Origin of the sequence: Leptolyngbya sp. AS-A5 (assembly GCF_039962495.1) — a bacterium.
Classification (GTDB): Bacteria; Cyanobacteriota; Cyanobacteriia; order Leptolyngbyales; family Leptolyngbyaceae; genus Leptolyngbya.
On sequence record NZ_JAMPLL010000013.1, the window covers coordinates 105518 to 119385 of the forward strand.

At 48.6% G+C, this 13868-nt stretch carries 12 protein-coding genes; 2 read left to right on the plus strand and 10 right to left on the minus strand.

Annotation, left to right across the window (positions count from 1 at the left end):
* Positions 1-206: 206 nt before the first annotated feature.
* From trpE to ispF, 4 genes are all read right to left on the minus strand, one after another.
* Positions 207-1739 carry an anthranilate synthase component I gene (trpE, locus tag NC980_RS16055; RefSeq protein ID WP_190378153.1) on the minus strand — a complete coding sequence of 511 codons (1533 nt, stop codon included), beginning with the start codon at positions 1737-1739 and terminating at the stop codon, positions 207-209.
* Between the two features lie 152 nt (positions 1740-1891).
* The gene (locus NC980_RS16060; protein WP_190378154.1) at positions 1892-2314 is read right to left on the minus strand and encodes a photosystem I reaction center subunit II PsaD; all 423 of its coding nucleotides are present in this window, start codon (positions 2312-2314) and stop codon (positions 1892-1894) included.
* Between the two features lie 182 nt (positions 2315-2496).
* Positions 2497-4482, minus strand: a complete 1986-nt coding sequence (locus NC980_RS16065) for a DICT sensory domain-containing protein (RefSeq protein WP_190378155.1) — start codon at positions 4480-4482, stop codon at positions 2497-2499.
* Positions 4483-4652: 170 nt separating this feature from the next.
* A complete protein-coding gene (ispF, locus tag NC980_RS16070; protein WP_190378156.1) occupies positions 4653-5132 on the minus strand; it encodes a 2-C-methyl-D-erythritol 2,4-cyclodiphosphate synthase in 480 nt (159 codons plus the stop codon).
* Positions 5133-5223: 91 nt separating this feature from the next.
* Between ispF and NC980_RS16075 the strand changes: the two genes are divergently transcribed.
* Positions 5224-5640, plus strand: coding sequence for a BlaI/MecI/CopY family transcriptional regulator (locus NC980_RS16075; protein ID WP_190378157.1), 417 nt, complete (start codon positions 5224-5226; stop codon positions 5638-5640).
* A gap of 2 nt (positions 5641-5642) precedes the next feature.
* A complete protein-coding gene (locus NC980_RS16080) occupies positions 5643-6485 on the plus strand; it encodes a M56 family metallopeptidase (protein WP_190378158.1) in 843 nt (280 codons plus the stop codon).
* Positions 6486-6548: 63 nt separating this feature from the next.
* On the opposite strand, the gene lpxD is transcribed toward NC980_RS16080, so the two are convergent.
* The 6 genes from lpxD to NC980_RS16110 all read right to left on the minus strand — a co-directional run bounded on the left by lpxD (position 6549) and on the right by NC980_RS16110 (position 13333).
* Entirely contained in the window at positions 6549-7583 is a 1035-nt protein-coding gene (gene lpxD, locus NC980_RS16085) for a UDP-3-O-(3-hydroxymyristoyl)glucosamine N-acyltransferase (protein ID WP_190378159.1), read from the minus strand.
* On the minus strand, positions 7584-8978 hold the full coding sequence (gene rlmD / locus NC980_RS16090; RefSeq protein ID WP_347272700.1) for a 23S rRNA (uracil(1939)-C(5))-methyltransferase RlmD: 1395 nt from the start codon (positions 8976-8978) through the stop codon (positions 7584-7586).
* A 52-nt stretch (positions 8979-9030) separates the two neighbouring features.
* Entirely contained in the window at positions 9031-10164 is a 1134-nt protein-coding gene (locus NC980_RS16095) for a glycosyltransferase family 1 protein (protein ID WP_190378160.1), read from the minus strand.
* A 66-nt stretch (positions 10165-10230) separates the two neighbouring features.
* On the minus strand, positions 10231-11382 hold the full coding sequence (locus NC980_RS16100; protein ID WP_190378161.1) for an NAD-dependent epimerase/dehydratase family protein: 1152 nt from the start codon (positions 11380-11382) through the stop codon (positions 10231-10233).
* Between the two features lie 169 nt (positions 11383-11551).
* A complete protein-coding gene (locus tag NC980_RS16105; protein WP_190378162.1) occupies positions 11552-12142 on the minus strand; it encodes a chromophore lyase CpcT/CpeT in 591 nt (196 codons plus the stop codon).
* 51 nt (positions 12143-12193) lie between these two features.
* Positions 12194-13333, minus strand: coding sequence for an esterase-like activity of phytase family protein (locus NC980_RS16110; RefSeq protein ID WP_190378163.1), 1140 nt, complete (start codon positions 13331-13333; stop codon positions 12194-12196).
* Between the last annotated feature and the right edge of the window lie 535 nt (positions 13334-13868).

Consider the following 13868-nt stretch of genomic DNA (forward strand, 5'->3'; position numbering starts at 1 on the left):
TCCCTGTTGTACTACCTGTGGCATAAACCTTACGTAGGATCTTCTTCGTCCTCGTCTCTAGGGCTGAAATGGCATCAACTCTTTGCTTCGTTATAGCAACTCAAGCAATGAATGTTGCAAATGGTGCCTTTCCACGACTCGATTAGGGCGTTTCAGCGAAACGCCTCAGCATAGAATATAAATTGCATTTACTGCATCTAAGGGACTCACTCTTGTAAGCAGCGAATTGCCTCTAAAAGCCCCCGCGCTTTATTTAGCGTTTCTTGATACTCACTTTCGGGTACAGAATCCGCCACCAGTCCGGCTCCTGCTTGTACCTGAACTGTGTGTTTACCATCACCTCGATCGCGCACCACCATCGTCCGAATCGCGATCGCGCTATTCAGTTGCCCCTCAAAGTCGTAGTACCCATACGCGCCCGAATACACCCCGCGCCGGCAAGGTTCTAAATTGTGAATAATCTCCATTGCTCGAATCTTCGGCGCACCGCTCACCGTTCCGGCTGGAAATCCTGCTTTGAGCAAATCCCACGCGGTTTTATCGGGCGATAACTCTCCGACGACGTTACTGACAATGTGCATCACATGAGAATAACGCTCAATCACCATCAATTCATCGACTTTCACCGTTCCGTTGATGCAGACGCGCCCTAAATCATTGCGTCCTAAATCGACTAACATCACATGCTCTGCCACTTCTTTGGGATCAGCCAGTAAATCTTGTTCTAGAGCGAGATCTTCTGCGTGAGTTTTGCCGCGTTTACGAGTTCCCGCGATCGGTCGCACTGTGGCAATTTTCGGCTGAGTCGGATCGCTCGATCGCTCGGCTTTAACCAAGACTTCTGGACTCGATCCAATAATCTGCCAATTGTTGAAGTGGAAATACGCCATATAGGGCGAGGGATTGATTAATCGCAGCGATCGATACAGTGCAAACGGCTCTCCGACAAATTCCGAATTCAGCCGTTGCGAAATCACAACCTGAAAAATATCACCCGCTTTGATGTGCGCTTTGGCAGTTTCGACGTTGGCGCAGAATTGTTCTTTTGTGGTGTTGCTTGTCCACGTGATTGATGAATCATTATTTGCAGGTGGCTTCCAGGAAAGCAATCGAGTTTTCTCAGGAAGCGGCGATTTGAGCTTATTGACTAATTGCGTGACGCGATCGCAGGCTTGCTGATATGCTGCCTCTAAATCGGTATTCGGATCGCGCAGATCTGCATACGCGATCGCCCAAATCTTCCGCTTCACCTGATCAAAAATCAACACCTGATCAATCTGCATCCACAATCCATCGGGCAAATCCTCTTCGGTTGCCTGATAGATTGGAACACGCGGTTCAATCCAGTTGATCAGTTCATATCCCCAAAATCCAAACAGTCCGCCAATTCCTGACGGCAATTCAGGTAGTTTTACCGGCTGATAAGGCGCTAAACATTCAGACAGTGTCGTAAACGGATCGCCTTCAAACACTTTCTGAGTTCCGTCTCGGTGAGTTTGGGTGGTGCGATCGCCCCTCGCTTCCAAAACCCACAACGGATCACACCCTAAGAAACTGTAGCGCCCGATCGTTTCTCCGCCTTCGACCGACTCCAGCAAAAAGCTATAAGGCTGCCCATCGCACACGCGATACCATGCAGAAACGGGCGTATCCAAATCAGCGACCCACTCTTGATAAACGGGGACAAAATTACCTTGCTGTGCGAGTTCCTTGAATTGAGAAAAATCGGGAGAAATCATAACAACTTAGAACGATCGTACAGCTAGGATACAAGCTTTCTTTTACCGATGACTATACAGACTGAATTTCTTACTCGAAACAAGAGGAGCCAAACTTTAACCAAGAAGGCTAAAATTCAGCTCCTAAAAGCACAATTCGAGACGATCGAGGTTTAAGGATCGTAGGGTTTACGACCGCTAAACTTCAACTTGGCAGGCTCATAGTTCGCTCCGATGTTGCGCGGAACGCTATTGACTGCAACACGACCAGGATTTACCCTTTCAGGGAAAACGCCATCATTCGGGTGCAGGTACTGAATTTCGCCGTTCGGGAAAATGCGATAGACCTTGTAGTTGGTGATCTTGAACTTCGTGCGAAGTTGTCCACCCAAAGCTAGGCAGTGTTCCTTGCGGGCTAAATACAGTAGATTGTCGCCTTGACGCATCGTTGCTGCACCACTCATGGGCATTTCAAAGACTTGCTCTTTGGGGCTGCTCCAGGTGATGGCGTATTTCTCTTCTATTAGGGCTTTGGTTAGCAGTCCACCTGTACTGCCACCGAACAAAGGTGCTTGTCCAGTAAGAGTTTCTGACATAGGGTCTCGCTCTAAACGTTTTAGGCATCGTATCACCGCACGTTTACAGCTTTAACGATTCCGTAACAGTTGTTAATAGGTACGAATTTTTCCAGGTTTAAGCGTAGAAAATTCTAAACTTTTGGGCAGGAGGCACAGCAAAACCGTGCCAATTATCATGCGGCATTTTGCATTTCGGGCATTTAATCTCTCGATCGCGTTCTTTTTCTCTGAGCGGATCGCTTAGACTCTCCCACGGGCACGATCGGAATCGTAAAGTGAAACTCACTGCCGCGATCTTTGCCGCTCGATTCTGCCCAGATGCGTCCGCCCCAGTTGGCGATAATTTGGCGACAGATGGCAAGTCCGAGACCGGTTCCGCCTGTGGTACGCCTCAGTGCGCCTTCTTCTTGGTAGAAGCGATCGAACACCGTTTCTAGCCGATTTTCTTCGATGCCGCGTCCAGTATCTGCGACCATCACTTCAAGCATGGTGTCGCTGCTACGCTTCGCTCGAATGGTGACTCTGCCCCCAGCATCCGTAAACTTGCAGGCATTATCGAGTAGTTTGGTGAGAACTTCGACTAGCCATTCACCATCGACTTGAACCAGCGGCAGTTCGGTGGAAATTTGAGTAACAATTTGCGGCAGTGGAGTTGCCATTCTGCGGGCTTGCAGACTGCTGAGAGCGAGATCAACACATTCCCAAAGCGGCAACGGTTCCATTCTCCACTCCACTCGTCCGCTTTCAAGCCGCGACAACGTGAGAAAGTCTTGAATCAGCTTCCGCATTCGTTCTCCGTCGGCTAGGGCGGAATTGAGCATCACTTGCCGCAGGTCGGGAGACATATCGGGTTCGCTGGCAAGGCTTTCGAGACACACTTGAATAGTCGAAAGCGGGGTGCGAAGTTCGTGCCCGGTAATGGCAATCAAATTGCTGCGGGTGCGATCGAGCGCTTCTAGCTGCTGATTGAGATCTTCTAGATTGGCAAACGATTCGGCTTGCATCAAAGCCACTCCAACTTGAGTGGCGATCGCTTCGATCATGGCGACTTCATCGCGCTCTAGAACGTGCGGAGTCGTGCCGCAATAGTGCAGTTCGACCATGCCCAAAAGCTGATTCTGATGCAGCACCGGAACCATCAGCCACGATCGAACATCCCATTCCTGAGTTAAGGCTTGCAGCGTGCGATCGCCATCTTTGATCATCGCCAATCTTGCATCGGTTTGAGTGTCTTCGATAAAAACTGCTTCTTGGCGCTGCACAACTTCTTCAAACAACGGATTGCCATGCAGTGTCCAAGTCCGACCTGCAAGCGAGGGAACCGAATCGAGTAAATATTCGTGCTGCAAAATCGCAGAAGCATCGGTTGATTTGCAGCGATAAATTAAACAGCGTCCCGCACCTAACACTTTTCCGAGTTCTTCTGCTGCAACATTGAGAATTTCATGCGGATCAAGCGATCGTCGCACTGCTGCCGTAATTGAATTCACCAAGCGTTCTTTGCGCTCTTTTTCTGCAATCGAGCGGTAAGCTTTTGCGAGTTTATACTGTCCCGCTTGCAAGTAGGTGACTAAGCGATCGGCAAACGGAGCCGGATCAACTTGGTTAATATTTGAGGTTGAACTTGCGGCAATTCGCACCAGCATTGGAGCAATTTTGCTTTGTAGCTCTGGGCGATATTGCAAAATTCGATTCAGCAGAATCTCAGCCGACTTGTGAACCACAGCGCGATCGAATGTCCAAATTCCTTCAAATCGTCGGGCTTGATCGACGTGCAGTGGCGCAATGGACTGATTTTCTGCACTAAGATCGCGCTCTCGACAAATCAAACAAGCGGCGTACTGTTCGCTGACAACAATGAGATGCCATTCCTGGCTCAGCGCATCTTCCGGCTCAAAGGCGATCGTTTCGTAATGTTCGGAGCGATTGGCAAAATCGGTTTCTGGAGCCGCAAGCACATAGACTTGATCGGTACGATCGGAGATTCTCAGATACCGATGGGCTTCTTGCCGATAAAAACGCTCACGCTGAAAACTCGCGATTACAAGCGGATGATCATTGCCTGCTAAAACCTGGTCTTCCATCGCGTGCGACAAGGCAGTGAGGGAAGACTTGAAGTAGATTTGAGGTCGCACCTGGGGAAGCGCCTTCAGCAGCGTCTCCAGGACTGAGTCAGGAATGATCATTGTTATAGTAAGTAACCCGCCAACTGTTGAATTCCCAGTGGGTCGAGAAGCTAGGGTCGAAAATGACCTAGACCGTAGTAGAACTTTTGTTTATGAGAATCAAAGTAATTCCCTCAGCCATTGTAAAGGGTGGATGGGGTCGATCGCAGGTTCACGTTTCGTTTCTTAACTCAGGCTTGTTCCAGCAGCACTACGGCGTGAGCGACGATCGCATCTTCCTGCCCGACGGCATCCATTTTTTCGTTCGTGGTGGCTTTGACTCCGACGCAATCTGGAGGGAGATTCAGAGCGGTGGCGAGACGCGATCGCATTGCTTCAATGTGCGGCTTCAGTTTCGGGCGTTCTGCCACAATCACCGAATCGATGTTGCCGATTTTCCAGCCTTTGTCTTGAATTAATTGATGCACTTGTTCAAGTAAAACAATGCTGTCGGCTCCTGCCCATTTTGGGTCAGTCGGTGGGAAATAATGCCCGATGTCGCCTAAACTCAGTGCCCCAAGCATTGCATCCATAATCGCGTGAGTCAGAACGTCCGCATCACTGTGACCCAGCAACCCGGTTTCATGTTCGATCTTGATGCCACCGAGGATCAAATCTCGTCCACTGACAAGGCGATGAATGTCGTAACCGTTGCCGATGCGAATTGCCATAACTTTGAAGAAATCACTGCGACTTTTAGGATAGTTGAATCTGAGCGATCGCAGACAGTACAATCAAATGCGATCCACACCTGCTTAACACATGACTCCGCTTCCAGAATACCGCCCAAAACAACTCTCGCTAGGCCCCTTAGAAGCTGAGATTCTTCGCATCGTTTGGGAACTCGAAATGGTCACGGTAAAGGACGTTCACGATCGCATTCTGGCTGACCCCGATCGAGAACTGGCTTACACTTCAGTCACGACGGTTCTGAATCGATTGGTGAAAAAAGGCTGGTTAACCTGTAACAAGCAGAATCGATCGTTTACTTGGTCGGCGATCGTTTCGCAATCTGAGGCAAGAGCAATTCAGGCAATGGAGCAACTGAATCAATTTTTAGCGGTGACTAATCCGGATGTGGTTGCGGCATTTGCAGATAGTTTGGATCAAGCGAGTTGTGATCAGCTTGACGCGATCGCGCAACGCCTCAAAGCGGTTCGTCAAGCACGGGAGAAATAATTATGCACTTCACTTTATTGCTCATTTCCGTTAGCGTGGCGATCGCGTTTCGGCTTGCCTGGAAAACGAGTGCTTCAGACTGGAATACCCGTTGGCAAATGGCGTTAGGCGTATTTTTATTTTCGCCGCTTCTGTTAATCACAAGCGCGATCGCGATTTTGTGCATGGGGCCTCGCGGTCAAATGGTACAAACTTGGGAAGGCTGGGGGAGTTATGGAATTGCGATCGGATTTTTGGGTCTTGGCGTTGTTTTGATGATGCAGTTGGCAAGGCAGGCAGGGCGATCGCTGAAAGAAATCGACCAGTTGCCGCAAGAAATTATCTTGTCAACACCTGCGCGATTACTGAAAAGCTCAACTCCGTTCATTGCTCAAATCGGTTTCTGGAATCCTGAGTTAGTGATCAGTGATGGACTTCTAGACACGCTAGACGAAGCGCATTTACAAGTGGCGCTAACGCATGAAGAAGCACATCGTCATTATCGTGATACGTTCTGGTTTTTCTGGCTGGGTGGATTGCGCCGTTTAACTGCTTGGTTGCCGAACACCGAAGCCCTTTGGCAAGAGATAATTTTGCTGAGGGAACTCCGCGCCGATCGCTGGGCTGCACACCGAACCGATGGATTGCTACTTGCGGAAGCGTTGTTATCGATCGTTTCTGCCTCGCAAGCTGAATCCGAACCCTGGATGGCGGCGCTAAACGATTCTATGCCTCAAACTCGACTGAATGAGCGAATTGATGCGTTATTAGATGAATCGGAACCTTTACCAGAAACGAGTTATGCAGTTTGGATCTGGTTGTCGATCGTATTATTGCCGCTATTCGTCATTCCGTTTCATTCCTGATTACTACCGCATTGTGCAGGAGCGACTTGCAGAATTGCGAAATATATATCTTATCTGTTCACACTACTGATCATCTAAGCGTTTCTGAATCTGTTTGATGGCTTGATACATCTCATATAAACGGCTGTAAATCGCTGAAGATTTGAGATAGATTTTATGCTCCACCGCAGGATAGCCTGACATAATTGCGCCAGGTTTCACGTTCGCATGAACGCCTGCTTTTGCCGACGCGATCGAGCCGTCGCCCATTTTAGCTTCGTTCGCAACTCCAGACTGTCCACCCAGAATCACACGATTACCGATCGTCGATCCGCCTGCAATTCCAACTTGAGCCGCAAACGCACAAGCTTCACCGACTTTCACACCATGCCCAACTTGAACAAAGTTGTCAAGCTTAGTGTTGCGCCCAATCCGGGTTACACCGACGGCAGGACGATCGATCGCTGAATTACACCCAACCTCGACTCCATCTTCTAGCACCGTGTAGCCAGATTGCTCCATTTTCAGCCAGCCTTCACGAGTCGGCACAAACCCAAACCCTTCTGATCCAATCACTGCCCCAGCATGAATCACGCAATCTGCACCGATTTGACTCCGTTCGTGAATCGTGCAGTTGGCATGAAGCACCGTACGATCGCCAATACTTACATCTGGATAAATGACAACATTGGGGTGAATGCAGGCATGATTACCAACTCTAACGCCGGATTCAATCACCACATGAGCACCGATCGCAACACCTTCGCCAATCTGAGCCGATGGATCGATCACAGCAGTTGGATGAATCTTAGGCGAAGGTTTGAAGGGTTGGTAAAACAGCGCGATCGCTTGGGCAAACGCAAAACGCGGCTGAGAGACAACAATCCAAGCTAAATCGCGCTCGGTGGCGATCGCCTGTAAGGTTTCGTTAGCAGGCAAAATTACGGCAGTCGCTTTTGTCGATTGAAGCTGCGCCGTATATTTTGTGCTTTCTGCATAAGTCAAAGTGTTGGGAGTGGCATCGGCGATCGGGCTTACACCTGTGATGTCTAAACTTGGTGTAGCACTGTAGCGGATAACCGATTTACCTAACTTTTCGACTAGATCCTTGAATTGCATTTACTCATCCACCCGTTTCAAGAAAGCTGCACATTCGACGTGAGCGGTCTGCGGGAAAAAGTCCGCAGGCTGCACCCGCTTCAGTTGATACATATTACCTGCACACAGCACCTTTAGATCGCGTGCAAGAGTTGCAGGGTTACAACTGACGTAAACGATTTGTTTTGGTTTCTGAAGGCGTAACGTTTCTAAAACGCTAGCATCACAGCCTTTTCGAGGCGGATCGAGCATGACTAAATCAGGGTGAAGGGAGAGGGTGCGCAAAGCTTTTTCAACCGAGCCGACCTCAAAGCTAACATTCCCAATTCCATTTAATGCTGCGTTCTGCTGCGCTTGCTCGATCGCTTCGGGTTGAATTTCGATTCCGATCGCAGTTTTGACCCGCTGTGCGATCGGTAAAGTCATCGTGCCAATTCCGCAGTACAGATCAATAAAGGTTTCATCCCCTTGTAAGTTCAACTCATCCAAGATTGTCGTTAACAATGCTTCTGCTTGCTCGGTGTGAACTTGGAAAAATGTATCCGGTCGAATGTGAAAGGTTAATCCAGCAAATTGCTCACTGAGAAACGGTTGCCCCGCAATGCAATGGGTTTCTGCACCAAAGATGGCGTTTGTGCGATCGGGCTGCACATTGATCGACACTCCTACAAGAGCTGGGTACCGTTGTAGCCATTCCTGCGCTTGAGCTTCTAGATTTGGTAATTCTGGATCAGCCGTCACCAACGTTAACAGCACTTCACCTGTACGCTGTCCGATTCTCAAAGCTAAATGCCGCACTTGTCCCCGGTGATACTTCTCATCATAAACCCGCCAACCTTGCTGCTGAATATCGTGTTTCACCTCAGCCAAGAACGGATTCAATCGTTCATCCTGAATCGGGCATTGATTCAGATTCACAATTTGATGCGTTCCTTTCTGGTAATACCCTGCTTGTATTTGTCGATGCTGCGATATCCCTAGCGGATAAGTTGCTTTATTGCGATAGTGCAGAGGCTCGCTGACGTTAAGAACTTCGTCAATTGCAACTCCCTCGAATCCCCCGATTCGCTCTAACGCTTGCACAACCTGATTGCGTTTCGCCTCAAGCTGATATTCATACTCGACGTGCTGCCACTGACATCCGCCACACTTATCCGCCACAATACAACTCGGACGCACTCCATACGGAGAATCTTCGAGCAGTTCATGTATCTTTGCATGAGCGTAATTCGGCTTGACGTGCATCAATCGGACGATCGCTCGATCACCCGTCACCGTATCCGGCACAAACACCACCCGCGATCCGGATCGTCCAACGCCATCACCCCGATCGCTTAAATCTGTGATCGTCACTTCGATCAGATCACCTTGTTTCCAAGGGCTATCAATCGGGGCGGTTTCTAACTCTGAGGGCACAACAATTTACCAATAAGGTCTGTTCCATTGTGGCGTTTTTTGGCAAAGTCGATTATCGCACAGCCGCGATCGCAGCTTTTGATAACACATCTTCATAGTAGTTCTGCAATTGTTTCGTTGCGGCTGACCAACTCCAGCGCTCTGCTTCAGCGCGAGCATTCTGCCTCAGCTTCTCGCGTTCTTCGGTGCGCGATAACAGATGCTGCGTGGCGACGATCGCGCCCTTCTCATCAGTCGGATCGAAGAGATAGCCATTCACGCCATCTTCGACAATATCGGGAATGCCGCCCGATCGAGCTGCCACCACTGGACAGCCTGCCGCCATTGCTTCAAGTAAAACAAGTCCAAGCGTTTCAGTTCGAGACGGAAACACAAAGGCATCTGCAGAGGCAAATGCAGATGCCAGTTCTTGACCTGCAAGATATCCGACAAAATTTGTATTGGTGCCTGCAAAGTGTTGCTCTAACGGTTGGCGATTTGGGCCATCACCGACTAAGGCTAATCGTGCATTCGGAATCGATTCGAGAACGGCTTTGATGCGATCGACCTCTTTCTCCGCAGATAACCGCCCGACATAGAGCAACAATGGCGCTTCAGGATGACCTTGTGAGAGGCGCGATCGCATTTCCAGGTTCGCAAAATGCGGCTGAAACGTCTCCGTATCCACGCCACGCTGCCAAAGATTGACTCGTTCAATTCCGTGATTTGTCAATGCCTGCATCATTGCGGTTGAAGTGCAGAGATTGATTTCAGCTTGATTATGTCCAGCTTTGAGCAATTCCCACAGAACGCCCTCTAACGCCCCCAAACCATAGTGATGAAGATATTCCGGTAAGTGCGTGTGATAAGACGCGATCAATGGGATGTTGAGAACCTTGCTGTAAAACAGTCCTGCCAATCCTAAAACCGCAGGATTCACAATATGGATCAGATCGGGTTTGAAGTGTGAAAGTTGATCACCGATCGCAGGTCGCGGTAATGCTAACTTCAATTCTGGATACAACGGTAACGGAAATCCTGAAACACCATAAATTTTTGCGCCTTTGTACTCGGTTAAACCCCCATCGGGCGAGAAGATCAACACTTCGTTGCCCTGTCTTTGCAGGTGGTCAACGGTGTGTTTTAACCGAGTAACAATTCCATCAACTTTTGGCAGAAACGTTTCTGTAAATAAAGCAATACGCATAACCGTTATGAGAAGGGTCGATCGTAAAAAAGCGATGGTTTTCGGATCATCGCTTTTTGAATTGAATTATCGCTTCCAAGTTACTTTTGGTAGGATCTCGCTGTTATCCACGCGATGCTTGTACTTCACAGCAAAATTCAGCAACGAATCGAGCAATGAATCCGAAAGATAGTGCGGTTGCAGTCCCAAATCCAAGAGATTGGTGTTTTTCGCATTGAAATAATGTTCTTCTTTCTCGATGCGGGGATTATCGAAGTTCTGCACCTCAATTTTCAAGCCCATTGCGCTTCCCGCTTTCTGAACCAAGTTGGCGATTTCTGCCACCCCGAACAGTTCAGTAAATTGGTTAAACACGCGAAACTCACCCGGAGCCGCAGGCGTTTCCAGCGCCAATTCCACACAGCGCACCGTATCCCGAATATCGAGAAATCCCCGCGTTTGTCCACCTTTTCCGTAGACCGTGAGCGGATGCCCGATTGCTGCTTGAATGCAGAATCGATTCAACGCCGTTCCAAACACACCATCATAATCAAGGCGGTTGATCAGCAGTTCGTCCATTCCGGTTTCTTCGGTCAGAACGCCGTACACAATGCCTTGATTCAGATCCGTTGCGCGTAAACCCCAAATCCGACAGGCAAAGTGAATATTGTGCGAGTCGTGAACTTTGCTGAGGTGATACATACTACCCGGTTGTTTCGGGTATGGGAGTGTATCTTTGCGTCCGTTGTGTTCGATCGTAATGTAGCCTTCTTCGATATCGATGTTTGGCGTTCCATATTCGCCCATCGTTCCAAGTTTGACCAAATGACAATCGGGGAACTTCTCTTTCATGATGTAGAGCAGATTGAGCGTTCCGACGACATTATTGACCTGAGTAAGAACGGCGTGTTCGCGATCGATCATCGAAAACGGAGCCGATCTCTGTTCCCCAAAATGCACGATCGCATCGGGTTGGAACTGCTCCATTGATTTGTTGAGAAACTCGTAGTTCGTGATATCGCCGATAAAAAGATCGATCGTTTTGCCTGTGAGGTCTTTCCAGCGTTGGAGCCGCTGCTTAATCGGCGCGATCGGGGTCAGCGTATCAATACACAATTCATTATCCCAATGCCGCCGCACTAAGCTATCTAAAATACCAACCTCATGCCCTCGATTCGACAAGTAGAGCGCAGTTGCCCAACCACAATATCCATCACCACCAATAACTAGGACTTTCATGCTTGCTCAATCTTTCCTGCGGATACTTTGCCAAATCTACCAGGTTTCGGCACTCAGAAGATCGCAATTCGCAGCGAGTTCGCCTGAATTCTTAACTGTAATCTTCCGATTCACCCCAATATCTATCTAATGGCGGAAGTGTGATTGTCCTACGGTGTATTCAAAATTACTAAATCTGTACCTCATCGGCAAAGCTTGCCCATCGCACAAATTCAAATGCACCTGCGACTGACCCCCAAACGTGCTCATCGGTTTCCGGGTCGCGTCCGCGATCGAGACTCGTAAACCGCTCTCCATCAATCTCAAATTCACTATCTAAGTAAGTCTCTTTGCCTTTGCGAGTCACCATACAGGCTTTTCCAGGCTCGACTCGTCCTTTGAAGCTGCTGCCCGTCCATTCCACTATCATGTTGCAGCCTGGAAGCTTTTCTAGCTGATCCGCTTTCAATTCCTTCAGGCGGTTCAAATCGCGGGATGCTCCATACAGCTTTTGTTCATCGTGCACCTGGTAATTTTCGATTTCGATGTGACCGTTGCGATCGACCAATTTCAATACTCGCAACCGATACGGATCATTCAGCATATAGTCGTAGGCTTGCTCAACAAAAAATCCGACTCCACTAAGCAGATCTAACGGCAACGGACGCATACACACGCGAATGTGAGCATACATCGGCGGATTTTCAAAGGCTTGTAACTGATTGCTGAAATCCGCAGCCATCCAACATGCCAAAGTTGCAATATCAGTAGAGTGTGTCATAGCCATTTCATCGAGACTTGGATTTTATTGTAAGGGGTTGCAGCCGACAAATCATCCTTTTAGTCCCTTGAGCCGAAACAGCAAGAATTGTGTCACTTGCCCTAAGCTGAAATTGTCATCGCTGACCAGCACTAAGCTATGCGATCCATCTGGTAATCTTGCGCCGATCGTCATTGCTTCCAAGTTATCAATCCGAACACCTAACTGATTGAGATCTTGCAATAGCTCCTTTCTTACGGGTCTCACCTTCGCTCCACGCAGGGATTCGATCGAAGACGTATCACTTGCCGTTCCAGTTGCAACTTGAAACAGTTTGACCTGAAATCCACCCACTCCGAACGATCGCTCTAAGCTCAAGAAATGCCCACCTTGATCGATCGACAATAGTTCAGTCAGTCCAGAATCAGATGCGCCTGCGGGTTTCGGATCTAACGGATAAGCGTGTTCTGAAATCAATGTTGATCGCGTGGGAATCAGTTGATAATGCAGCAATCGATTCAACAGACTTTCTTTTGTCGTTGGCAGTTCAAGATCTTGGGCTAACGGGGACTCGATCGCGGCAAACAATCGGAACGGTTCAGCAGAGGGAGCCGTGGAAGCGCCTGCATTCAGCGTCAACGCTTCAAATCCAAGATTATCCCGAACTCCGCGAGTTGGCGTCATTCCTTTTGCATCGGGCAAATACGACTCCGGCATCTGCAACTTCCGCTTCAGTTTCCCGGTTTGCAAATCGAACTCCCCAATAAAGGGTGCAATCCCGTCTTTCGTCACTCCCTCGCTGGAAACAAACACAGAGTTGAGCGGCGATAATGCAATGCCTTCCGGGTCGATCGTTCCTTTCGCAAATGGTTGCCCTGTCTCATCAGTTAAAGTCGTGACGTTCTGAACTTCGACCGATTTGAGTGTGTTCTGAGCAATCTGCAATTTCAGGGTGTAAAAACGGGCGGGATTGCGATCGCTGCGATCGTCCGAAACGGCGTAATAGAGATCTCGTTTACGATCGTAAGTAATCCCTGACAGTCCACCGATCGTCGTTCCTTTGAACTCCTTATCGGTCAAAGTGTAGCTACCGAGAAACTCGATCGACAACGGCAAAAACAATCGGTCTTCTGCACTCACACGCGGCAAGCTGCATCCAGTCAAGCCGACGAAACAGAGAAACAGAGCAATCCAAGAAATCCAGCGACGCATTGATCTTTCCTTGCAAATCTCCGTTTACTGTAGCGCGGGATTTGGATCAAATGAGTTGATTTCCAGATTAGATGAGGGTCACGTAAAGCGATCGCTTCTGCAAGTGCTTCGACGGTGAGGTTGACGATCGCTGGCATGGTGTTCTCCCTTGCATTATTCCTTCAATTACCGCTAATAAAAGATTTCTACTTGGCGAAACAACAATAAAAAATACTTGAGTTCGCCAAGGATATTACTTAAATATTCCAATGACAGCACTTACGAAACCTATTAATCCTACTATTGCGCTTATGACGGGATTCTCTTTAATTCTCTCAGTTACTGCTGCTGGATAACCTTTATAAACGTCTCTCCAAGTGGCGTTTGTTTTAAGCGAATTATCAGCGGCACGCTCAACTATGTTTGTAAGAACATCAACTTTCCTAGGGCGTATCTGCAAAGTCTAAATGTAAGGTAATGCCCTATTTGAGCCAAATTAGAATTGCAGCAATTGTCAGCATCGCCAGATAGTTCTCTGCCCGTTTTTCATACCGTG

Coding starts and splice junctions, on each gene's coding strand:
- NC980_RS16075 (WP_190378157.1), top strand. CDS start 5,224: ATGACTCCGCTTCCAGAATACCGCCCAAAACAACTCTCGCTAGGCCCC.
- NC980_RS16095 (WP_190378160.1), bottom strand. CDS start 10,164: ATGCGTATTGCTTTATTTACAGAAACGTTTCTGCCAAAAGTTGATGGA.
- lpxD (WP_190378159.1), bottom strand. CDS start 7,583: ATGCAATTCAAGGATCTAGTCGAAAAGTTAGGTAAATCGGTTATCCGC.
- NC980_RS16100 (WP_190378161.1), bottom strand. CDS start 11,382: ATGAAAGTCCTAGTTATTGGTGGTGATGGATATTGTGGTTGGGCAACT.
- NC980_RS16105 (WP_190378162.1), bottom strand. CDS start 12,142: ATGACACACTCTACTGATATTGCAACTTTGGCATGTTGGATGGCTGCG.
- trpE (WP_190378153.1), bottom strand. CDS start 1,739: ATGATTTCTCCCGATTTTTCTCAATTCAAGGAACTCGCACAGCAAGGT.
- ispF (WP_190378156.1), bottom strand. CDS start 5,132: ATGGCAATTCGCATCGGCAACGGTTACGACATTCATCGCCTTGTCAGT.
- NC980_RS16065 (WP_190378155.1), bottom strand. CDS start 4,482: ATGATCATTCCTGACTCAGTCCTGGAGACGCTGCTGAAGGCGCTTCCC.
- NC980_RS16110 (WP_190378163.1), bottom strand. CDS start 13,333: ATGCGTCGCTGGATTTCTTGGATTGCTCTGTTTCTCTGTTTCGTCGGC.
- NC980_RS16080 (WP_190378158.1), top strand. CDS start 5,643: ATGCACTTCACTTTATTGCTCATTTCCGTTAGCGTGGCGATCGCGTTT.
- NC980_RS16060 (WP_190378154.1), bottom strand. CDS start 2,314: ATGTCAGAAACTCTTACTGGACAAGCACCTTTGTTCGGTGGCAGTACA.